Source organism: Microbacterium sp. NPDC089190, assembly GCF_040701795.1.
In the GTDB taxonomy this organism is placed as follows: domain Bacteria; phylum Actinomycetota; class Actinomycetes; order Actinomycetales; family Microbacteriaceae; genus Microbacterium; species Microbacterium galbum.
In genome coordinates, this window is sequence record NZ_JBFBHF010000002.1 from 229002 (window position 1) to 249936 (window position 20935).

General features: G+C 68.4%; 27 protein-coding genes and 1 tRNA gene. 18 read left to right on the top strand and 10 right to left on the bottom strand.

What is annotated here, in order from left to right:
• Positions 1-15: 15 nt before the first annotated feature.
• Both AB0230_RS06895 and AB0230_RS06900 read right to left on the bottom strand, forming a co-directional pair.
• On the bottom strand, positions 16-270 hold the full coding sequence (locus AB0230_RS06895) for a DUF3263 domain-containing protein (RefSeq protein WP_366374770.1): 255 nt from the start codon (positions 268-270) through the stop codon (positions 16-18).
• A 9-nt stretch (positions 271-279) separates the two neighbouring features.
• Positions 280-1269 (bottom strand): DUF2332 domain-containing protein, encoded by a 990-nt coding sequence (locus AB0230_RS06900; RefSeq protein ID WP_363578532.1) that lies wholly within the window; start codon positions 1267-1269, stop codon positions 280-282.
• A 72-nt stretch (positions 1270-1341) separates the two neighbouring features.
• Between AB0230_RS06900 and msrB the strand changes: the two genes are divergently transcribed.
• Both msrB and AB0230_RS06910 read left to right on the top strand, forming a co-directional pair.
• The gene (msrB, locus tag AB0230_RS06905; RefSeq protein WP_315994779.1) at positions 1342-1761 is read left to right on the top strand and encodes a peptide-methionine (R)-S-oxide reductase MsrB; all 420 of its coding nucleotides are present in this window, start codon (positions 1342-1344) and stop codon (positions 1759-1761) included.
• Entirely contained in the window at positions 1758-2327 is a 570-nt protein-coding gene (locus AB0230_RS06910; protein WP_363389841.1) for a nitroreductase family protein, read from the top strand. Before msrB ends, AB0230_RS06910 begins: the two co-directional genes overlap by 4 nt.
• Before the next feature lie 143 nt (positions 2328-2470).
• Here AB0230_RS06910 and AB0230_RS06915 read toward each other — a convergent pair whose 3' ends face one another.
• Entirely contained in the window at positions 2471-3412 is a 942-nt protein-coding gene (locus tag AB0230_RS06915) for a DMT family transporter (RefSeq protein WP_366375476.1), read from the bottom strand.
• A 216-nt stretch (positions 3413-3628) separates the two neighbouring features.
• Here AB0230_RS06915 and AB0230_RS06920 point away from each other — a divergent pair, with 216 nt between their 5' ends.
• From AB0230_RS06920 to AB0230_RS06930, 3 genes are all read left to right on the top strand, one after another.
• Positions 3629-5437, top strand: coding sequence for an amylosucrase (locus tag AB0230_RS06920; protein ID WP_366375478.1), 1809 nt, complete (start codon positions 3629-3631; stop codon positions 5435-5437).
• 14 nt (positions 5438-5451) lie between these two features.
• On the top strand, positions 5452-5733 hold the full coding sequence (locus AB0230_RS06925) for a hypothetical protein (RefSeq protein ID WP_315994783.1): 282 nt from the start codon (positions 5452-5454) through the stop codon (positions 5731-5733).
• Positions 5734-5805: 72 nt separating this feature from the next.
• Entirely contained in the window at positions 5806-6279 is a 474-nt protein-coding gene (locus tag AB0230_RS06930; protein ID WP_315994784.1) for a nucleoside deaminase, read from the top strand.
• A 43-nt stretch (positions 6280-6322) separates the two neighbouring features.
• Here the strand turns inward: AB0230_RS06930 and AB0230_RS06935 are convergent.
• Together AB0230_RS06935 and AB0230_RS06940 are read right to left on the bottom strand one after the other, a co-directional pair.
• Positions 6323-6395 (bottom strand) — tRNA-Thr (locus AB0230_RS06935).
• A 66-nt stretch (positions 6396-6461) separates the two neighbouring features.
• Complete coding sequence (locus AB0230_RS06940; RefSeq protein ID WP_366374774.1) at positions 6462-7580, bottom strand: tyrosine-type recombinase/integrase; 1119 nt, start codon at positions 7578-7580, stop codon at positions 6462-6464.
• A gap of 686 nt (positions 7581-8266) precedes the next feature.
• On the opposite strand from AB0230_RS06940, the gene AB0230_RS06945 reads away from it, so the two are divergent.
• The 10 genes from AB0230_RS06945 (at position 8267) to AB0230_RS06990 (ending at position 14478) form a co-directional block, all read left to right on the top strand.
• A complete protein-coding gene (locus AB0230_RS06945) occupies positions 8267-8455 on the top strand; it encodes a helix-turn-helix domain-containing protein (RefSeq protein ID WP_366374776.1) in 189 nt (62 codons plus the stop codon).
• A 74-nt stretch (positions 8456-8529) separates the two neighbouring features.
• Entirely contained in the window at positions 8530-8826 is a 297-nt protein-coding gene (locus AB0230_RS06950) for a hypothetical protein (RefSeq protein WP_366374778.1), read from the top strand.
• A complete protein-coding gene (locus tag AB0230_RS06955; RefSeq protein ID WP_366374780.1) occupies positions 8823-9440 on the top strand; it encodes a hypothetical protein in 618 nt (205 codons plus the stop codon). Before AB0230_RS06950 ends, AB0230_RS06955 begins: the two co-directional genes overlap by 4 nt.
• A gap of 368 nt (positions 9441-9808) precedes the next feature.
• Positions 9809-10588 carry a hypothetical protein gene (locus AB0230_RS06960; RefSeq protein WP_366374782.1) on the top strand — a complete coding sequence of 260 codons (780 nt, stop codon included), beginning with the start codon at positions 9809-9811 and terminating at the stop codon, positions 10586-10588.
• Positions 10585-10983: a hypothetical protein gene (locus tag AB0230_RS06965; protein WP_366374784.1), complete on the top strand. Its 399-nt coding sequence runs from the start codon at positions 10585-10587 to the stop codon at positions 10981-10983. Before AB0230_RS06960 ends, AB0230_RS06965 begins: the two co-directional genes overlap by 4 nt.
• A gap of 192 nt (positions 10984-11175) precedes the next feature.
• The gene (locus tag AB0230_RS06970) at positions 11176-11718 is read left to right on the top strand and encodes a hypothetical protein (protein WP_366374786.1); all 543 of its coding nucleotides are present in this window, start codon (positions 11176-11178) and stop codon (positions 11716-11718) included.
• A gap of 188 nt (positions 11719-11906) precedes the next feature.
• Positions 11907-12278, top strand: coding sequence for a hypothetical protein (locus tag AB0230_RS06975; RefSeq protein WP_366374788.1), 372 nt, complete (start codon positions 11907-11909; stop codon positions 12276-12278).
• Between the two features lie 154 nt (positions 12279-12432).
• Positions 12433-12573, top strand: a complete 141-nt coding sequence (locus tag AB0230_RS06980) for a hypothetical protein (protein WP_366374790.1) — start codon at positions 12433-12435, stop codon at positions 12571-12573.
• Positions 12574-12701: 128 nt separating this feature from the next.
• Complete coding sequence (locus tag AB0230_RS06985) at positions 12702-13181, top strand: hypothetical protein (RefSeq protein ID WP_366374792.1); 480 nt, start codon at positions 12702-12704, stop codon at positions 13179-13181.
• Positions 13129-14478 (top strand): phage terminase large subunit, encoded by a 1350-nt coding sequence (locus AB0230_RS06990; RefSeq protein WP_366374794.1) that lies wholly within the window; start codon positions 13129-13131, stop codon positions 14476-14478. Before AB0230_RS06985 ends, AB0230_RS06990 begins: the two co-directional genes overlap by 53 nt.
• Here the strand turns inward: AB0230_RS06990 and AB0230_RS06995 are convergent.
• From AB0230_RS06995 to AB0230_RS07005, 3 genes are all read right to left on the bottom strand, one after another.
• On the bottom strand, positions 14461-14937 hold the full coding sequence (locus tag AB0230_RS06995; RefSeq protein ID WP_366374796.1) for a hypothetical protein: 477 nt from the start codon (positions 14935-14937) through the stop codon (positions 14461-14463). The genes AB0230_RS06990 and AB0230_RS06995 overlap by 18 nt on opposite strands.
• Positions 14938-15026: 89 nt before the next feature.
• A complete protein-coding gene (locus AB0230_RS07000) occupies positions 15027-15539 on the bottom strand; it encodes a hypothetical protein (protein WP_366374798.1) in 513 nt (170 codons plus the stop codon).
• A 76-nt stretch (positions 15540-15615) separates the two neighbouring features.
• Positions 15616-16227, bottom strand: a complete 612-nt coding sequence (locus AB0230_RS07005) for a hypothetical protein (protein ID WP_366374800.1) — start codon at positions 16225-16227, stop codon at positions 15616-15618.
• A gap of 107 nt (positions 16228-16334) precedes the next feature.
• Between AB0230_RS07005 and AB0230_RS07010 the strand changes: the two genes are divergently transcribed.
• Positions 16335-16583, top strand: coding sequence for a hypothetical protein (locus tag AB0230_RS07010; protein WP_366374802.1), 249 nt, complete (start codon positions 16335-16337; stop codon positions 16581-16583).
• A gap of 8 nt (positions 16584-16591) precedes the next feature.
• On the opposite strand, the gene AB0230_RS07015 is transcribed toward AB0230_RS07010, so the two are convergent.
• Positions 16592-17170, bottom strand: coding sequence for a hypothetical protein (locus AB0230_RS07015; RefSeq protein ID WP_366374804.1), 579 nt, complete (start codon positions 17168-17170; stop codon positions 16592-16594).
• Positions 17171-17400: 230 nt separating this feature from the next.
• Between AB0230_RS07015 and AB0230_RS07020 the strand changes: the two genes are divergently transcribed.
• Complete coding sequence (locus AB0230_RS07020) at positions 17401-19038, top strand: hypothetical protein (protein WP_366374806.1); 1638 nt, start codon at positions 17401-17403, stop codon at positions 19036-19038.
• Between the two features lie 19 nt (positions 19039-19057).
• Complete coding sequence (locus tag AB0230_RS07025; RefSeq protein ID WP_366374808.1) at positions 19058-20218, top strand: phage minor capsid protein; 1161 nt, start codon at positions 19058-19060, stop codon at positions 20216-20218.
• Here the strand turns inward: AB0230_RS07025 and AB0230_RS07030 are convergent.
• A complete protein-coding gene (locus tag AB0230_RS07030; RefSeq protein ID WP_366374810.1) occupies positions 20190-20765 on the bottom strand; it encodes an NUMOD4 motif-containing HNH endonuclease in 576 nt (191 codons plus the stop codon). The two genes, AB0230_RS07025 and AB0230_RS07030, sit on opposite strands and share 29 nt — an antisense overlap.
• Positions 20766-20935 lie beyond the last annotated feature (170 nt).

Below are 20935 nucleotides of genomic sequence, written 5' to 3' on the forward strand. Positions count from 1 at the left end.
CGCCTGAGCACCCCGTCAGCGGGCCGCCGTCCGACCCAGCCGGGCGCGCTGCTGCGCCACTGCGTCGTCGCGTCGCCGCCGCAGACGGCGAACGAGCATCGGGTCGTGCGCGAGGGCGTCGGGGGTGTCGATCAACCGCCCCAGCAGCTGGTAGTAGCGCGCCGGCGTGAGGTCGAACTCCGCCCGGATCGCCTCCTCCTTCGCACCCGCGTGGCGCCGCCATTCACCCTCGAAGGCGAGGAAGGAGAGGTCGCGGTCCGAAAGATGCACGGCGCCACGCTACTGCGCCGACGACGCCCCTCCCGGATGCCACGCCACCCACGCGCCGAGTGGATCCACTTCGGCCAGCACCTCCCCGTCCAGCGCCAGGGCGAAGCCGCCCCGTTTCACGCCCGGTGCTGCCGTCCATCCGTCGTGGAGGCCGGGGGCGTCGAGCGTCACCCAGCGTCCCGCGGTGCGGGCGGCGTCGATGACCGCCCCGCGCCGAGCGCGCGGCACGTGCGCGAGCACGCCCGGCGTCGTGACCACGAGCGTGGCGTCGGCGGGGGCCTGCGCGGCGAGCGCGGGCAGGGCGTCCGCGCCGTCGCCGGAGACCAGGAGCGGCGGATCGACGGCGGCGATGTCGAGAGCGGCGACGATGCGCTCACGTCGCCCCTCCTCCCCCGGCCACACGAGCCCCTCGAGCCACGCCCGGTCATCCGCGTCGCGGGCGTCGAGCGGGTTGAGGTCGATCCCGGCGCGCCAGACGATCTCGGGCATTCGAAGGACGGGGTCGCCGGTCAGGTCGCTGTGCAACTCGACCGTCGAGGGGCCGTCGACCGGGTCGAGGGCGATGAGCTCGTCGCCTCGGCGGTAGCGGTACGAGTACCGGTCGGGGTACAGGCACAACCCGGCGCTCGCGCCGACCTCGAGCAGCGCGATCGGACCGTCGATGCGGGCGAGCGCCGGCAGCAGAGCGGCGCACCGGAGCGGCTCGTTGGTCTGCACGCTGCGCACCCGGCACTGCGCGGCGATCTCATCGGCGTGTGCGACGACCCACGGGGCCCACGCGTCGACGTCGTCCATCGGCGCCCCGCGCACGCGCATCACCGCGAAGACGAGCGGGGGTTGACGGCGGGTCTCGGGAATCGGCGCGAGCGCGGCAGCGACCGTCGGATCCTTCGCCACGCGATGCGCCCAGGCCTCGTAGACCGCGGATCGGCCGGGCGCCTCATCGCGGGCGAACCGTCCATAGCGTTCGACGACGGCATCCACGGCATCCTGATCCACTCACGAATCATCGCAGCACGACCCGGTCGGCGCCGGGCACGAGACAATGGGAGCAGACGAAGGAGAGAACACATGACCTACGCCGTCGACAAGTCCGACGACCAGTGGCGCGCCGAGCTCAGCCCCGAGCAGTACGCGGTGCTGCGCCAGGCGGGAACCGAGCGCGCCTGGACCGGTGAGCTGCTCGACGAGAGCCGCGCCGGCCTCTACACCTGCGCCGCGTGCGGCAACGAGCTGTTCCAGAGCGGCACCAAGTTCGACTCGCACTGCGGATGGCCCAGCTTCTACGAGTCGGTTCGACCCGAAGCGGTCGAGCTGATCGACGACAACAGCCACGGGATGCAGCGCACCGAGGTGCGGTGCGCCAACTGCGGCTCGCACCTGGGACACGTCTTCCCCGACGGCTTCGGCACCCCCACCGGCGACCGGTACTGCATGAATTCGCTGTCGCTGAACTTCACCCCGGCCGACTCCCCCGCCGACGGAGCATGAGCGCCCTCGAAGCCATGCGCGACCGTCGGTCGTGGTCGAAAGTCACCGACCTCGCCCCGACCGGCCCCGAGCTCGAGGCCTTCGTCGCCGCGGCCGGTCGCGTCGCGGATCACAAGAGCTTGAAACCATGGCGCCTGATCGAGATCCGCGGTGCGGATCGCGACCTCCTCGCGCGTGCGCTGAACAAGGCCGACGGCAAGAAGGGGTATTCCTCCAAGCCCCGGCGCGCTCCGCTCATCATCGCGGTCGTGGCCGATCTCGGCTCGAAGAAGATCCCCTCGTGGGAGCAGGAGGCCGTGGCATCCGGTGTCGCCCACATGCTGAGTCTCGTGCTCGACGAGGCGGGGTTCGGGGTGTTCTGGCGCACCGACGACAACACCCGTCACAAGGTGCTGGCGAAGGCTCACGGCCTGGCGAAGCACGAGGTGCTGCTGGGCTGGCTCTACGTCGGCGGCAAGCCGAAGATGTCGCGGCCGGTCCGGCGCAAGACGCTGGATGCCGCGAAGCACCTCTCGCGCATGCCGGGGGGCAAGAAGAAACGCACGGTCGACGAAGCGCGCCTCTGACGCGCGCGATGCCACGGCCTCGACGCCGCCGACTCCGGTCGGCGGCGTCGTCGTGTCTCCGGCGGAGCATGAACGCGCCGCGGGCGCGCGGCGTGAGCCGCGCGAACGGCCGACGTGTCGGGCCGCGTCCGGGGGGAACGCTCCTAGCGGCTCCGGCGCCTCCACGGCACGGCGGCCACGGCGACCCCGGAGATCGCCACGGCGGCGGCGAGAAGCGCCACCGGGCTGGCGGGTGCGGCGGGGGCGGGCCAGAGGGCGTCGAGCAGCACCGAGGTGGTGAGCAGGCCGACCACCGACCCGAGACCCAGCAGCAGCACGCCCGTTCGACGCACGACCACCGCCGACAGGAAGATGTAGATCACGCCGACCGCCCCGCCGACGTAGAGCCACGGTTCCGTCGGCACGGCGCGGGGAGCGCCCACGACACCGACGTGAACGAACGCGGCCACGAGCAGCACCACGGTGCCGCCGATGAAGTTCACCAGCGTCGCCGTCAGCGGACTCTCCACGCGCACGCGCAGTCGCCCGTTGGTCCCCTGCTGCCAGGCGACGCCCGCTCCGGCGATCGCCGGAACGATGAGCATCCACAGCGGCACACCGTTGACGGCATCCCCCGACAGGCACACCACGACCCCGGCGATCGCCAGGAGCGCGCCGATGACGCGTCGCACCGTGACGGGCACGACGCCCGCCGGTCCGAAGCCGACGCGGTCCAGCACGAGCCCCCCGGTGGTCTGCCCGGCGACGAAGCCGACCGTGAAGAGGGCGACTCCGATGGTCGCCACGGTCAGCCCCTGACTCGCGACGGTGAACGCTCCCGCAAGACCGCCCAGCAGCATCCACGCGGGGATCGTTCGCGATCGGATGCCGGACACGAGGCGCTCGAATCCGCGGCGACCCTGCGGAACCAGGCCCGACAGCGCGATGAGGATGACCAATCCCGACCCGAACGAGATCGCGGCCGCGACGAACCCGTCACCGATCTCCGCCCCGAGCGTGCCGTTGATGCGGGCCTGGAGGGCCGTGAGGGCGCCGATGAGCACCGCTCCGGCGACGGCGAGGCCGACCGATCCGCGCTCCGCCACCGCTCTCCCCTCGTTCCCCCGCTCGGGGGCCACGGTCGATCGTAGGGGACGGCCGGTCGCGGCCGACGCGCGCCGATAGGTCACGCGCTCCGATCGTTGTCGACGGGAAACCCCGGCATGCGTCAGGATTTCCCCGTGACACAGCTCCAAGGCACCTCCCACGACGTCCCCTCGATCCTCGCCGACCTCGCCGCCGACCAGGTCGATCGCGAGTTCCTGGCGAACGCCGAGGTGCATCTCCCCCGCCTCCACGACCTGTTCGCCCAGCTCTACGGCGACCGCGCCGACGGCTTCGAGCGTCTGGCGTCCGTGGTCGACCTCGCCCGACGTTCCTGGGCGGCGCGTCCCGCCGACCTCAAAGCACTCGACCGCGCGCGAGAGAGCGAGCCGGAGTGGTTCGAGAGCGAGCGCATGGTCGGAGGGGTCTGCTACGTCGACCGGTACGCCGGCGGACTCAGCGGCATCCGGGACTCCATCCCGTATTTCCGCGAGCTCGGCCTGACCTACCTGCACCTCATGCCGCTGTTCGAGAGCCCCGAGGGCAACAGCGACGGCGGCTACGCGGTCTCGAGCTACCGCCGCGTCAACCCGAAGCTCGGCACGATGGCCGACCTCGCCGAACTCGCCGCCGAACTGCGCCGGGCCGGCATCTCGCTCGTCGTCGACTTCATCTTCAACCACACCAGCAACGAGCACCGCTGGGCGCAGAAGGCCGTCGCGGGCGAGCGCGGGTACGAGGACTTCTACCTCATCTTCCCCGACCGCGAGATGCCCGACGCGTACGAGCGCACCACTCGCGAGATCTTCCCCGACGACCACCCGGGCTCGTTCGTGCAGCTCGACGACGGCCGGTGGATCTGGGCGACCTTCTACCACTTCCAATGGGACCTGAACTACGCCAACCCCGCCGTCTTCGAGGCCATGGCCGGCGAGATGCTGTACCTGGCGAACCAGGGCGTGGAGATCCTGCGGATGGATGCCGTGGCCTTCATCTGGAAGCGCCTCGGCACCACGTGCGAGTCGCTGCCCGAGGCGCACCTGCTGCTGCAGGCGTTCAACGCCGTGCTGCGGATGGCCGCTCCCGGGCTGCTGTTCAAGTCGGAGGCGATCGTGCACCCCGACGAGGTCGTGTCGTACATCTCCCCCGACGAATGCCAGATCTCCTACAACCCCCTGCAGATGGCGCTGACCTGGGAGGCGCTGGCCACCCGAGACGGACGCCTCCTCCAGCAGGCCCTCGAGCGGCGCCACGCCCTGCCCGCGGGCACGGCCTGGGTCAACTACGTGCGCAGCCACGACGACATCGGGTGGACCTTCGCCGATGAGGATGCCGCCGAGCTCGGGATCGACGGCTCCCCGCATCGCCGCTTCCTCAACGACTTCTACGTCGGCCGAGCCGAGGGCACCTTCGCCCGCGGCGTGCCGTTCCAGGAGAACCCCCGCACGGGGGATGCCCGCGTCACTGGCACCACGGCATCCCTCGCCGGGATCGAGGCGGGCGACGCCGGTGGCGAGGACCGCGTCATCCTGGCGCACGCGCTGGCCCTGTCCACCGGCGGCATCCCGCTGCTCTACCTCGGCGACGAGGTGGCCCAGCTCAACGACTACGGCTATTCCGACCGCCCGGAGGAGGCGGGCGACAGTCGATGGGTGCACCGCCCCTTCCGTCCCGCGCAGAACTACGCGGACCGGAGGGATGCCGACACCCCGGCCGGACGCGTGTTCGCCCGTCTCACGCGTCTGCTCGACGTCCGCCGCGCGACCCCGGAGTTCTCCGGCAACGAGCTGATCGCCTTCGACGCCCACGTCCCCTCTGTCGTCGCCTTCCTCCGCCCGGGCGACAACGGATTCGCCGTCCTCGTCCTCGCCAACGTCGCCGACTCGGCCGTCGAGATCGACGCGCTGACCCTGTCGGGCATGGCGCCCGAGGCGCTAGACCTCGTCTCGTCCGCGCCGATCTGGTTGGGAGCCGGTGTGACCCTCGCTGCGCACGGGACGCGGTGGCTGCGCGTGCGGCCGCGCTGACGAACGACGCGTCCATGAGCTCCGAAGCCGCCCCGCCCGGCAACCACGTCCGCCATGTCGTGGCGTTGCTCGCGGGGGTGGCGGCGATGGCGAGCGTCGTGTGGGCGCCGGTCGGTCTCGTGGGAGACCTCATCATGCTCGTCGTCGGCGTCGCGGCCCTCCTCTTCGCCGGGGAGGCGGGTACCCGCCCCGGCCCCCTGCGCGCCCTCGCCATCGCCGGTGCACTGCTCGCGGGGCTGGTCACGGTCGCCGCGGGGGGCGTCTTCCTCGTGGCGCTCGCGAACGCCCTGTCGTGAGCCGTCACTAGCACGGTTCTCCCCCGCCGCCCAGCCCCGGACCGCGGACGACCGGACGCCTAGCGTCGAGCCATGAACCACCAGGAGCTGTCCGCCCTCACCGTCTCGCGCGCGCACGAGAACGTCGATGCCGGAGGCAAGCCCTTCGCGTGTCTCATCGTCAAGGACGGCGAGATCGTCGTCGAGGCGGTCAATCACGTCGCCCAGGACGGCGACCCGACCGCGCACGCCGAGATCCGCGCCATCCGCGCGGCCGCCGAGAAGGGCATCCGCGACCTGGCCGGTCACGACATGTACGTCACGGCCTATCCGTGCCCGATGTGCCTGGGCGCCGTGTACTACGCCCAGCCGGACCGTCTCTTCTTCGCCGTCACGCGCGAGCAGGAGGGCGAGCACTACGAGGACGGCAACCGGCTCATGACGCTGGCGTCGTTCTACGACGAGTACACGATGGCACCCGAGGACCGTGCGCTGCCCGCCGAGCAGATCGAGGTGGATGACGCGACGGCGCCGTTCCGGGAGTGGACCACGCGTCACGGATCCTGAGCCCCGTGGCGTCGGCGGGCGGACCAGATCGTCACGGGCGACGTGCCGGCTACAGGACTTGAACCTGCAACCCCCGTATTACAAGTACGGTGCGCTACCAATTGCGCCAAGCCGGCTAGCCGCGGAATTCCGCGGATCTTACGAAGTACGGTGCATCTCTACCCCGCACAAACCCCGCACATTCACTCTCGTTTCCGATGGGTAAACGATGGGCCGAGGAGAGAGTCTACGGCGTCCGCCGCGCGCGTGCCGCCCACCGTCTTCGACATGTAGACCGTCTGCGTGAGTGCCGGGTTCGTGTGCCCGAGATACTCGGCTATGTCGCGCGCCGTGAGCCCGGCCTGATCGAGTAGCGTCGCCATGGTCTTGCGGAAGGCGTGGAACGTGTACCGGTTAGGGAGGTCGAGTCGCTCGCGCGCATCGGCCCATTCCCGAGCAGCTGCGCGTGGGTCGCGCGGTCGCCCAAGGACCGTGGGGAAGACGACTCCGTCGTCGTTCGGGCCGCCGCGCACGCGCCGCGCCATCAGCATGGCGACGACCGTCGACGAGACCCGGATGCGGCGCTTCCCGGCATTCGTCTTCGACTTGCGGATCTCTACGATGCCCGCGTCGAGGTCGACGTCAGGCCACGCGAGCGCGCAGCCCTCACTGATGCGGGCACCTGTCCCCGCGAGGAAGACGATCAAGTCGACGAGGTCGATGTCGACGAGGCGCGCGTCGGTGCGCACGCGATCCAGGATGCCCGAAAGGTCGGCGAGGGGGATTGCGATCGCACCGTGCGCGCCGGTGGACTCCGTTCGCTCGAGTTCGCGCACTGGGTTGCCGTGCACGGCCTCGGCGCGCGCGGCGACGCCCATCATGCCCGACAGGACGGCGCGGGCGGTCTTCGCGGCGCCGGGACCGCTCTCGGCGGCGACGACGTCGAGGAAGCGCTGCAGCCGGTCGGGGCCAGCCTCGGACACGGCGAGGTCGCCGATGCGCGGGACGATGACGTTGCGCACGATGCGGGTGTAGTCGGCGAGAGTGCGCGGGGCTATCTTCGTCTTCGACTCGAGGAACCGCTCGCCGAGATCGCACACCCGGGTCTCGCGCCGCACGTCCGCCGCGGTTGACGCCTGAATGGTCACCAACGCTTCACGCAGCTTCGCCTTCGCCTTGGCTTCGCTGGGCGCGAATCGCTCGACCTGCCGCAGGCGCCCGTCGTCAAATCTGTAGCGCGCCCGGGCGCGCCATTTCCCGGGCTCAATCCGAACAGCGTGGATGGTGCCGTAGCTACTCAGCGGCGTTCGCGGCCGGACCATCGACCACCCCTTCCATCAAGCCTCTGTCCTTCGCCAGCGCGATCCATCGAGACGCAGTACGAGGAGGTATGTCGAGGGTCTCCTCAACCCCCTTAGCTGGCCGACCTCCAACAGCCGCGAACCAGGTGTACACGCGAGCCACCCATTGAACGGTCTCATCGCTCGGACCGGGCCGCCCCGCTTCCGCCTGAGCTCGACGTCGCCAGACGGGGAGTCCGTTTTGGTCAACGACCGTGCGCAACTTCTCTCGATCCGCGCGGGCGTTCGTGACCATAATCCCGAGGGGGTCGCCGGCCGCGAGCGTGTGCAGGAGCCGCGGCAGCGCCGTCTCCCGAACGTCTTGTGCGCTGAGTCCATTTGACGCGTTCAGCTCCAAGACGTTCACCCGGTAGCGCACCTCGTCGGAGTCCAATAACAGCACCAGCGTGTAGGAGATCCCGCCGCCCGTTCCAGATATCTCTGCCTGGAGGGCCAGTGGGAGCGTAAGGCCGTGCGCTACCGGGCGACTGAGCAGCGCGGTCCCGACACCCCCTGGGATAGGCGTCTCAAGGTGTCGCAGATCTACTCGGGTCACAGGCACACCATACCGAATCTGGCCGAACCTTTGACAACCTCCGCCACTATCTCCTATCGTCAGAGCTGTCGGCGCAGCTTTTGAAAATCGCCGCCAGAATCGGAGGTAGCTCATGTCTGACCAAATCGAGCTTCGTGAGTATTCCACCCGTGAACAGATCGCCGACTTCTTGCAGGTCAAGAAGCAGACCCTCGCGGTGTGGGCCGTCGAGGGCAAGGGGCCGAAGTTCATCAAGGTTGGTCGAGCGGTGCGTTACCGCCGGGCCGATGTAATGGCCTGGCTCGATTCGCCGGCTCGCTGAACCCACCAACCACATTGAAAATGCCCTCGCCGCGCGGGAACGCGGCGAAGGCCAAACCCACAGGAGATGACCCCGTGAGCAAGACCACCATAGCAACACAGACCCCGTGCACTGACAGCCGGTGCCGCGAGACCGTCCACACCGGCACCGAGTTTGAGCACATCGCCGGTGAGGTGAAGACCGAGCGCTGGGAGATCAGCGTCTTCCGATTCGTCGATCCCGAAGTCATGGACCAGGAGTTCGCCCTCTGGGTGAAGATCGAGGATGCGCTGATGGGCGATGAAGTCGCTGAATTCGTCAACGACCTGTCGAGGCTTGCGGAAGTGTGCCGCCTGGCGAACCTTTGCGGCGCGTTCGAGGTCGTATCATGACCGCCCAGAGCGCCCGCGCCGCTCGCGCGATCGAACTCGAAGAGACCCGGCAGAGGGCTGGCCTCAGCGTCGAGCAGCTCGCCGGCCGCATCGTCGACAGGTGGGATGCCCTGCAGCGCAATGGCCGCCGCACGACATGGGACCGAAGCGTCGCCAAAGCCGCGCGTCAGATTGCGTACCTCGAGAAGGCGTCGGAAGGCGCATATGAGCGCTCAGAGGCCTGGTGGCAGGCCCCGGAGGAACAGAGGGGCGCCCGTCCGCGCGTACAGCTGTCCATGTGGCGCGAAGCCATGGCCGCGGCACACCATGCGAACCCCGCCGAGGCAACAGCAGAGGTGTTGCTACTCGACGTCCTCTGGCAGGCCGACAACAGGCGCAAAATCGAGCAGCGGGTTCGCGAATCTACACGCGAGCGCGGCCATGACGTCGCCACCCTCGTCTGGAACGCCGCTGAAGACCCTGAATTCCTCGACCACGCCCTCGTCGAAGAACTCCGCGCGGTGCCTCCCCGGCATGCCGACTACCTTCTTCGCGCGGCCCTCATCGAACTCGCCCGAGAGATCCGCGTGACCTTCCCCGACCGACCCTCGCGCGAGCTGCGGTCCTTCGCATGAGTGCCAGGTTGTACACCCGGTTCGCCGGCGGCTCCGTCGCGGTCGACACTAGCGACCTCCAGGGCTCCCCAATCGTGACCCTGACCCTCCCATCCCCCCGCGCCGACCTACGCCCCGATGAAGCCCGCCGCCTCGCCGCGACAGTTATCGAGCAGGCCGGCCGCCGTGCCCACAACCCGCCTGAGGCCGATACATGACCATGACGCCCGCCGTGCCCGCGCTCGCGGCCGTCGCTTTATCACCCACCGCTGATGCCCTGAGAGATGTCCAGGCGCTCCCGGCGCGTCAGCGCGCCCGAAAGGCTCCCGCCCAATGATCTGCTTCCCACTCTCGCCAGTCCTCGGCGTTCAGGCGATGAGACCTCGCTGATGGCCCGACCCAAGACGAAAGGTGCGTACACGCCGCTCGCGGCCATGTACTTCATGGACGACGCAATCCTCGAAGCCGGCACGGACGCCGAGCTTCTGTTCGTCCGATGCCTGTCGTTCCTGGCGTCGGTGCCGTCGGACGGATTCATCACGGACCGCCAGCTCAACATCGTGGGCAACGGTCTGCGGGCGATGCCGCGGCGCGTGGAATCGCTGCTCAAAGCGGGACTAATCGAACGCGTTTCCGGCGGCTTTGTTGTCCGATCGTGGCTCAAGTGGAACCGAAGTGCCGATGAAGTTGGCCGCCTTCTCGCGAAGGACCGGCAGCGTAAGGCGCAGGATTTCGGCTCGAAGGCAGCTAATTCCATTCGGAATCCGGGTGGAACGGTGTCGGAATCCGCCCTCCAGAGCAGTACAGAACAGAGCAGTACAGAGCAGACACCACCTAACGGTGGTGGAACGCGCTCACGCGCGACCCGCATCCCCGAGCCCTTCCGCCTGACGCTGGCAATGCGCGAATGGGCCGCTGTGGAGGTTCCTGGCCTCGACGTCGACCGTTCGACTCGCACATTCGTTGACTACTGGCGAGCTGAATCGGGGTCGAAGGCCGCGAAGCGCGACTGGGTAGCGACCTGGCGCAATTGGATGCGCCGCGACGCTGAACGCACCGCCCCGCGCGGCGGACATCAGACACGCCCTACACGTGACGACGAGAACCTCGCCGTCGTAGCCCGACTGGCAGCTCAGGAGGCCGCCACCCAGGAAGGACTCACCGCATGAACACCTCCGAAGCAGCGAAGCTTCTTACCGTGGCAGCGGGCTTTGACCGCCGCCAGGTGACCGACGTCACCGCAACAGCCTGGGCAGCAGCGCTCAAAGGTCACACCTACTCCGAGTGCGAGCGCGCGATCATCGCCCACCATCGCGACCCCGCGACTCGCACGACGTACCTCACGGTCGGTCACGTGCTCGATCGTGTTGAAGCTGGAGATCGCACAAGCGCCGCCGACGTCGAAACTGACGTGCGGGCGGCGAAGGCCCGCGGGATCATCGTCCAGGACTGGCCGCGGCGCGAACCGCTTACGCCGGAGGCTGCATACAAGCTGCGCGCCGCCCGGGAACGCGACCGGCAAGAGGCAATCCGGCACACGTCAGATGCGATCAGCCCCTCATAAGTGGAGCCCTCAAGGGCCGCCGGATCCGACACGCCGATGACGGAATGACCGGAAAGAAATACGCAATATCCGCAAACGCCGCAGGATAGAACGTAGATGGTGGAGCACTCCGCCCAGACGACGAAGGCCTCTCGATCCCTTTGTGGGCCGCGGGGCCTTCGCTGTGCCCGGCGTCCGTGCGAGACTCACGACGTGAACGAAGAACCCGACGAGCCGGTCATCGAAGTCACCGCGGACGACGGGGTTTCAGCCGCCGATCTGTCGCGGGCGTACGTGAGGCTCAACGAAGGACTCGCCAATTCGATGGGCGCCGCCGCGATGCAGCCGTTCATCGAACAATTTCGTGAGACCATCGGCCACCAGGCCGACATCGCCCGCATCGCCAAGAGCCTCACGCCCACGTACGATCTGCCCGACCTCCGCGTGAACCTCCCTCACGACGCCTTTGACTCGCAGCCGCCGCCCGTGCCAATCGACCTTCACTCGCCGACCGCAGCGATCGCGGAGTCCACGGCCGAGGTCGCCGATCTTATGAACCGGCAGCACGAAGCCATCGCACAACTGGTGGCTCTCACCGCCGCCAACGTGCAACACACCGAGTCGCAACGCGAAATTGCTGAACGTACGGAGAAATTCACCCGCGGCATGGCATGGGCATCGCTGATTGTGTCAGGCGCATCCCTCATCGCCGCCGTCGCCGCGATCGTTGTATCCATCGCTACAGCTGGAAGCTGACGCCACGCCGGCTGCTCGGACGCGGACGCGATTCCTCCTTTTGAGGAAGTGGCCGACGTATTGTCACGATGTGGCGCCCGCCTGCTCCGTAACGCTTGCGATCATCCGTCACGACTTCCTACCCAGCGGCCAGGTACGGCGCGAGCTTCCCTCGCCGACCTCGAACTCTTCCGAGCGGAGATGACCGCATGACCCGCGACTCGTCAGGCCTCACCGGCCCCCGCAAGGGCGGCAACACCTCCCGCAGCTCCCGCGGCCTCGGCCGCCGCCCGAAGTACACCCCCGAGCCCGACCCGCTCAAGGCCGTCGAGTACACCGGGAACCTCGCGCAGGACGCCGCCACCGAGATCACCGCACTCGAGCAGGGCTACCGCGACCGTGCCAAGGCCGAAGCCGACCGCTTCAAGCGCGCCACCGACTCCGAGTTCTGGATCGCCGTGTGCTTCGACTCCCGCGAGGAGAAGGAGCGCTTCCTGCAGCGCGCCGGCCTCATGGACATCGGCGACAAGTACCTCGACGGCCGCGAGGTCGCGAACCGCCTCGCTGTCGACCTCGACTGACACACCGGGGGGAGGTGACCCCCATGCGTAACGCCATCTCCAGCGCCGTCGCGCGAGCCCGAGCCGGTATCGCCCGCGCCTTCCGCCCCCGCCGCGCCGCCGCCGCCTCCTCCGCCCGCACCTCCGGCAGCTGACCCCCAGGGAGCGTCTCGCCATGCGCCAGTCCATCCGCCAGTACATCCGAGGCGGCATCAACTCCGCCGAGGGCTTCGCGAACCTCATGGGCGGAACTGGGTTCTCCGGCCGCCGTCGACGGGCCGCGTCCGCCCGCTCAGCACGCACCAGCGGCAGCTGAGTAATTCCGCACAGCACCGAGCCCCCGGGGATCGACACACCGTCTCCCCGGGGGTCCGGCACGCCCCGGCCAGGCGCCGACGGCATACCCCCTGACCCGCCAGGCGCGGGCCGCGAGAGGAACACCCCATGGGGAATGAAACCAACCGTCGCGCGACCGCAGCGGAGAAGCGCAAGAAGGCCCTCGAGCTGCGTCGCGCCGGATGGTCCTTCGACGACATCGCCGAAGAGGTCGGCTACGCGAACAAGGGCGGCGCCTACAAGGCCGTCAAGCAGGGCATCGCCGACATCACCCGCGAGTCCGCCACCGAGCTGATCGAGCTGGAGCTCTCACGCCTCGACGACCTCCTCGCCGGCCTCTACGAGAACGCCCGCAACGGTGACCTGTTCGCCGTCGACCGCGCGCTCAAGATCGTCGACCAGCGCGCCAAGTTCCTCGGCCTTTACGACCACAAGCCCGACGACACCTCGGCAGAGGTTCGCGCCGCTCTCACCGGCTTCAAGGAGGGCCTGCGCGGTCTCTTCGGCACCGACGACACGTACGGGCAGGTGACTGATGGCGACCCGAGCCCCGAAGACGTTTCAGGCGACGGCGAGCCTCGGCCGTAACCAGGTCCGGTCGCTGAACGCGTGCCTTCTCCCCGGCGCGACGTTCAACCTGTGGGAGGGCTCGATCCGCGCGGGGAAGACGTACGTCTCCGTGCTCGCCTTTCTCATGGCCGTTGCGTCTCTCGACGACAGTGCCGCCGCTGGTGGGCAGCTGGTCGTCATCGGGAAGAATCTCGGCTCGATCTACCGCAACTTCTTCCGCACGATCGAGGACTCCCCCGGCCTTCGTGCGTTCCGGGGCGCGGTGTCGTATCGGCAGAACGCGCCGACGGCTCACATCTTCGGCCGCGAGGTGCAGGTCATCGGCGTCAACGACGGGCGCGCCGAGTCCAAGATCCGAGGCATGACGATCCTTTACGTCTACGTCGACGAGGCGACCGTCATCGACGAGACCGCGTTCAAGCAGACGCTGAACCGCATGTCGCTTGACGAGTCGAAGCTGTTCGCCACGACGAACCCCGACTCGCCGGCCCACTGGCTGAAGGTCGACTTCATCGACCAGATGCGACGCCTCCACGACTGGCGCCGGTACCACTTCATGATGGACGACAACCCGTCCCTCTCCGCCTCCGTGAAGCTCCGCCTGCAGTCGCAGTACGTGGGCCTGTGGTTCCGTCGCATGATCCTCGGCGAGTGGGTGTCGGCCGACGGCGCGATTTACGGCATGTGGGACCCCGCCCGCCACGTCCGCCCGTGGGCGCAGCTCCCGCAGATGCGGCGCCTGTTCGGCGTCGGCGTCGACTTCGGCACTAACAACCCGTCGACGGGTCTCCTCCTCGGCCTGTCCCGCGAGAAGCGTCGCGACGGTGGCTACGGCTCCCGCCTGTGGCTCGTCGACGAGTGGCGGCATGACACCCGCGGCCAGGAAGCGGCGCAGCTGTCCCCCTCGCAGCAGGCGGGACTCTTCGCCCGGTGGCTCGATCAGCCACACACGCCGTACGACACCGCGCTCCGCCCGGAGTTCGTGATCGTCGACCCCGCGGCGCTGCACTTCCAACGTGAGCTGAACCTCCTCGGCATTCCCACCGCCGGCGGGCTCAACAACGTCTCGTACGGCATCGCCACGCAGGCATCCCTCCTTTCGGAGGATCACCTCGTCGTGTCGGACCGGTGCCCCGGCTTCATCGCCGAGGCCCCGGGCTACTCGTGGGACGCGAAAGCCGCGCTCGGCGGGAAGGACGAACCGGTCAAGGTCAACGACCACTCGCTCGACGGAGGCCGGTACGTCATCGCCACGACCGAGAACATGTGGCGGCCGATGCTCGACTGGCCGGCGGAACTACTTCTTGCGGCGTAGACGAGAGTCGAAGGCCGCTGATACCGCCACACCCGCGGCAGTGCCCGCGACGACGATGGGCAACCATTGGTCGATGCCGCCAGCAGGTGCGGCTGCATCTTGTCGACCGCCGAGGAGCCAGGCATAGACCAAGGGGCCAATCACGGCCACGACGATCAATACCGGGATGCCATACCGTCGCCACGCGGGCGGCTTCGAGTCGCTGTCTGCGATCCGCTGCGCAAGGCGATCTCGCGCCTCCTCGAAGCGCTTACGTACCTCACCCGCTTGTGGCAGGCCAGTCAGTGCCTCGTTCATCGCCTTCAGCTGACGTAGCGCCGCCGATTCCCCTCGGGTGTTCCACCAGGCAGTTCCGAGCGTGGTCGCTGCAACGACGAACGCCACGAGCAGCGGTATCCAGGGGACCAGCGAGAAACCGCCGCCGTCTACATCGGAGGCGGCGTCTGCAAGGGTCAGCATCCGCCGATCGTATCGACTTCCCGGCACACGGCCGGGTCGACCCCGCGACCGGGCTCTTGTGGCAACCGAGGCTGGACTGGCCGACTGAGCTACTTCTCGCCGCCGGACGGGCGCTTGAAGATGCTCTTCGCTTCGTGGTGTCGCTCCACCACGTTCCCGAGCGGACTCGACCAGTGGACGCGGAACGGCGGGTGTAGGGGCACCAGGTCGTGGTTCTTGTCCATCCAGAACGCCGCCGCCTCGGACGTGAAGCCGGCCTTGTACCCCGGCAGCACCTCCTCCGCGGTGAGCACGTCAGCCGTTCCCCAGCCGTCAACCTCGACTACGAACGTCACATCGCGAGCGGGCGTCAGCCCGACGTTGCGGAAGGCGACTCCGGTGAAACGTCCGCCGCTCCAGGCACTGTCGACGTCGATCTCCCAGCGCACGTCAGTGAACTCCCGGGCTCGCTCGTCGATACGCCGCTGCAGATCAAGCGCCTCCTGCGCGCGGTCGTTCGCCACGGCGGCCTGAGCGTTCGCGACGTCCGCCCGACGGTTCGCCCGGCCGGCCACGATGAGCGCGCCCGCAGCGATGAGCGTGCCGGCGACGGCGGTGCCCACGCTGATCCAATCCGGGTCCATGGGCCCGAGCGTAGCGACTGGCCGGCCAAGCGATTGTCGGCGGCGTGAACTGACGTCAGCTCTGGTTGCGAAGCTCTGGGTCCCAGACGGTGCTTTGGAACCGGCTTGGGTGGCCAGCAGGGCTCTGCCAATGGATGTCGATTGGTACGGCCCGACGGGCGAGAACTGCTGCTGCCAAAGGTCCACGTCCCTCCGTACGTTGCACCTGTGCGTGAGCGGCATCGTCAGCGCGGATGTTGCCGAGCTCGAAAACCTGGCGCCCCTGAGGGACGTCCATGGTGAGCGTGACCTTCTCGGCGGCCGTCGTCCCCGTGTTGGTGAGTTCGAGTGTGGGCGGTTGGTCTGCGTCCACCTTGATAAGCCACTGAGCACTCCAACTGACGTCCCGGCGCTCAACCAGACGTTCGTCACGTCGCCTCTCGAGCGCGAGTTGATCATCGACAGCGGCCTTCGCGGCGCGCGCGATTTCATTCGCCTCAGTCAGAGCCTGCGCGGCATTCTGTTGCGCCTCAACAGCACGGCGGCGAGCTTCCGCAGCGTCCGCACTCGCGGCCTGCGCATCGTTACCGCTGCGGCGAGCTTGGGCGGCCTGCCACCACGCGACGGCTGCAGCAACGGCCGAAATGAGCAACAAACCGACGTTTACGAACAACTCAGCCAGGTCCATGGCGCTGAGCGTACCGACTTCCATCCTCCGGGGTGGACACCCCACAACACGTCCCAGCGCACGGCCGGGTCGACCCCGCAGAGCCGGGGAGGACGAAGGAGGGGAGCATGGCAGAGTCCACGTTTCCCACCCCTACCGTTGGAGACCGCGCCCGCGCCCGGTTCTTCACCGCCGCGTCCGGCCAGCCCCCGCAGCGCGGCGGCGTCGCCGCGATCAACGCGGCCGTCGTCGCCCTCGCCGTCGAGATCGAACGGCATACCCCGAAGTCGCGGAACCAGTCCCTCGCGCTTACCGCGCTCGAGGATGTGTCGATGCGCGCCGACCGCTCGATCTTTGCCACGGGGCCGACGGCATGACCGCAGGCTCAACGACCTGAGTTCACGAATTCAAACCAGTCGCGCGCGTAGTCGTCCAGTTCCTGCGAGAGTTCGCCAAGGAGACCGTTCACGAGGTTCTCCAGATCTTCGTAGGACATCACGCCGAACAACAGCCCGTCACCGCTGACTCCGATACCTAGCTTCTGGTTGGGCAGGGCTCCGATGCCACTCTTCAAAGCCCTCGGATTGCGAGCAGTGGCGATCCAGGTTTCTTCGTCGATATCCGCCTCGTCGAGATGCTCGATGGCGTTGCGAAGCCTCTTGAGGTTCTCGAGGGGTTTGGGCTCGCGTCTGCGACGTGCGCGGTACAGCTTGCGCGTCCAAGCTTCGAGATTTGCAGCGCTGATTATGAGCAGACAATCCGTGCTCCACACCTCACGGATTGCGCGTTGCAACCTCGCCAGATCGACCGCGTCGCCGTCCATCCGGTCGTAGGACCTGCTTACCCAGCGGTAGTCGCGTCGGCGCTTCCTGGACAGCTCGAGCATCTCGAACGTGGAGTCCGCCCAACTGCGGGCCAGCATGAGCGGAACGTCATCCCCATCGGCGTCGAAAGTGTTCAGCATCCCTGACATGTCGCTCAGCGTAATGGCGAGCAATCAAGACCCGGGAGGGGCGTCAACGCGGAATGTGTGCCGCGAAGGACGCTCACGAAGCCGTCGCCTCTTCGGCCAGGCGTACCTGCGCCCCTCCCCACTGAAGAGCGCCGCCGACGAGCGGTCCACCAACGCCCCGGGTAGCTCGGAACCCGGTGAGGCGGCGCTCCCCACCCGATCGACCCCCGAAGGGAGTCCCCATGCCGCTCCCCGACACCAACGTCGTCTGGCCGCCGAAGCCGTTCGAGGAGTTCTTCGACCTGCTCGACATTTACGACGGCTGGTACGCCGGCGACGTCGAACGACTCTCCTCGAGCTACCGGCACACCCCGATCACCCACCGCGGTCAGTACAACGGCGGCATCGTCGGCGCCGCCACTCGCGCGTGGCTCGGCAAGCCGCCCGCCGCGGGCGAGTCCCGGGCACGCCTGCACATCCCCCTCGCGGCCGACATCGCGACCCTTTCCGCCGACTACCTGTTCGGTGAGGCCCCCCGCGTCGTCTTCCCCGGCGAGCGATCGGAGAACGGCGACAGCGAACGCGACCTCCTGCAGGCGCGTGCCGAAAAGGTCATCAACACCTCCCGCTTCCACTCAACGCTGCTCGAGGCGGGTGAGGTCGCGGCTGCCCTCGGTGGCACGTACCTCCGCCTCGTCTGGAACGCCGACCGCCTCAAGACCGTGCGCGCCGAGGTCGTCTTCGCCGACGCCGCGATCCCCACGTTCCGCTACGGCGACCTCGAAGAGGTCATCTTCTGGTCCGAGCTGTCGAAAGGCACTGACGACACGGTCGTCTACCGCCACCTCGAGAACCACCGCGCCGGCATCATCGAGCACGGCCTCTACGCCGGATCGAGCGACCGCCTCGGCCAGCGCGTCCCGTTCGAGGACCGACCCGAGACCGCATGGCTCGCAGAGCCGGGCGTCGTCAACGAGAACTCGGAAATCGTCACCGGCGTCGAAGGCCTGACCGCGGCGTACGTGCCGAACATGCGCCCCAACGCGCAGTTCCGCCGCACCCCGCGCCTGCAGATGCTCGGCCAGTCCGACTTCGCGCAGATCACCCAGCTGTTTGACGCCGTCGACGAGGTGTGGTCGTCGTGGATGCGCGACATCCGCATCGCGAAAGCCCGCATCGTCGTCGCCCAGCAGTACCTCCAGTCCAGCGGATTCGGTCAGGGCGCGTCCTTCGACTACGACCGCGAGGTCTACGAGGGCATGCAGGCCATCACGGGCCCCGAGGGCCAGCCGTTCGGCTTCCACGCGCACCAGTTCGAGATCCGCACCGCCGAGCACTCCGACACGATCCGCGAGCTGCGCGACCAGGCCATGCGCTCCGCAGGCTGGACTCCCGCGTCCGCCGGCGGCCAGGGCGAAGGCCTCCGCACGGCCACGGAGATTCACGCCGACGAACGCCTGTCCGAGCGCACCCGTGACAAGAAGTCGAACTACTGGCGCACCCTCGCCCCGTTCTTCCTCACGTGGATGCAGCTCGACGCGCTGATCTACGGCGGGCAGTCGCCGCAGGATGAGCCCGAGTTCCGCTTCCCCGCGGAGTCGCAGGTCGATCTCGAAAAGATGGCGCGCACGACGTCGCTCATGCGCTCTGCGGACGCGGTGTCGGTCGAGACGGCGGTGCGGATGCATCACCCCGAGTGGGACGGCGAGACGGTGAACACCGAGGTCGGCCGCATTTACAAGGAGAAGGGCATCGGCGTCGCCGCGGACCCGACGAAGGTCACAGGCCTCCCGGGCACCGAGCCGACGGCCGACGACATCGCTCGCATGCGCGCGCGTATGGAAGCCGAAGCCGCCCGCGAGACGCCCGCGGACGACTGACGCGCGAGGGGGGTGACCCGTGGCAGGGTTCACCCCCGAGCACGACGACTTCCAGGCGCTGGTCTACCGCATCTCGCAGCAGGTGTCAGCGACGTTCCAGGACGCTGAGACCCGCCTCCTGGCCGAGATCGCCCGCCGCCTCATCCGCGACCTGCCCGAGCTCCCCGAGCTGGACCGACAGCTGCGCATCGTGCAGGAGCTGGAACGGTTCGCCGGGGAGCTGACGGCAGGCATCACCGCCGATCTCGCTGAGCAGATCATCGCGCAGGCGTCGCGCGACGGCGCCGCAGCAGTACTCACCGACCAGCTACCCCGCATCCCCACGATCTCTGCCCTCGCCGACTCCCACGTGCTCGCCGCGGCGCTCATCGCGTGGGACCTCGGCAACGCCTTCGCCGACGTCAAGGCCCGCATCCTCCGTTACCCGCGCGACGCCATGAACCAGTTCATGATCGGCGGCGACGTCTATCAGGACGTCATCGCCGCAAACGCGCCCATGGTCGCGCTCGGCGCGTCAACGTCGACGGCACGCAAGGCCGCGCTGCAGGAGTTCCTCGAGCGCGGCATCACCGGCTTCACCGACATCTCGGGCCGCAACTGGCGCATCGGCACCTACACCGAGATGGCCACGCGCACGGCTGTCGCCCGCGCGTACACCGACGCCGGCGTGTACCGGAACGCGCAGCTCGGCATCGACCTGTGCTCGATCCTCGGCGGCCGGAACTCGTGCGACAACTGCGCCCAGTGGTTCGGCAAGATCATCGCCGCATCCGGCCCGACCGGGCGCCGCCTCGTGCCCCACGCGTACGAAGACCGCCTCATCGAGGTCGACATCGCAGGGACCCTCGCCGAGTGGCGACAGTCCGGCGCCGGGCACCCGAACTGCACCTGCCGCCCCGTCGGCTACCTCCCCGGCTTCCGGCTGCCCGTCGCGGCGTCCGGGTACGACCCCGCCGCGCACGCCGCCCGCGACCGCCTCCGCGAGCTCGAGGTGCGCGAGCGCGACGCGAAGCGGAAGTACGAGATCGCCGTCGCCGCCGGGAACACCGAGAAGGCGCTCCGCGAACGTCGCCGCGTCCTCGTCATCCAGGCCGAGACCCGCGAGCACGTGAAGGCCACCGGCCAGAGACGGCGCTACGAGCGCGCGGCAGTCAAGTTCGCAGATGGAGCGCAGTCATGATCTCCAGGTATTTGGCATCCGCAAGATCGACATCGAAACGACCGCCCCGACGACGGACGAGAGCCCAGGTGCGTGCGCACGCGAGGCAAGACCGCACGCCGTTGGCAGCGTGATGACGGGTGAGGTTGGGCGCAGTGAGCAAGTGCCCGCGCGGGCAGACAGATTTGGACGATTCGTTGTGCGTTCCGTGGACGACACGGTCTCGTGTGTTCTCCGACTGCGTGTCCCATCTCAGGTTCTCGAGTCGGTTGTTGCTCGGGTCGCCATCGTTGTGACAAGTCTCGTGACCTGGGGGGCGGGGCCCGACGAATGCTTCGAGCACCAGCTGATGAATGCGACGCTGCGAGCGAACGCCGGGTGACTTCAAACTCACTTGTAGGTGCCCGTTCGGCTCGGGGGATGCCACCAGGTCGCGACTGCGCACCCGCAGGGCCACGCCGTTCCGCCGCATGACGACCCGCGCCAGGGAACGGACGCGTCCCTCGTCGCTTACTTCGTACAGTCCGTCCCATCCCGGGACGGGCAGCCACCGCTCAGTAGAATTCACGGCAGCCCTCCAATCGATCGCATTCGATTCAGGGTGAGGCCCCGGCTTGAGCGCTACCAACGCTTGTCGGGGCCGTTCTCATTTTAGGCCGTGCCGGCTTCCAGTAGACCCCCGTGTCGAGGTGACGCGGCTACCCCAACCCCGGCCAGGTGCCGGAGAGGAGAACCCAC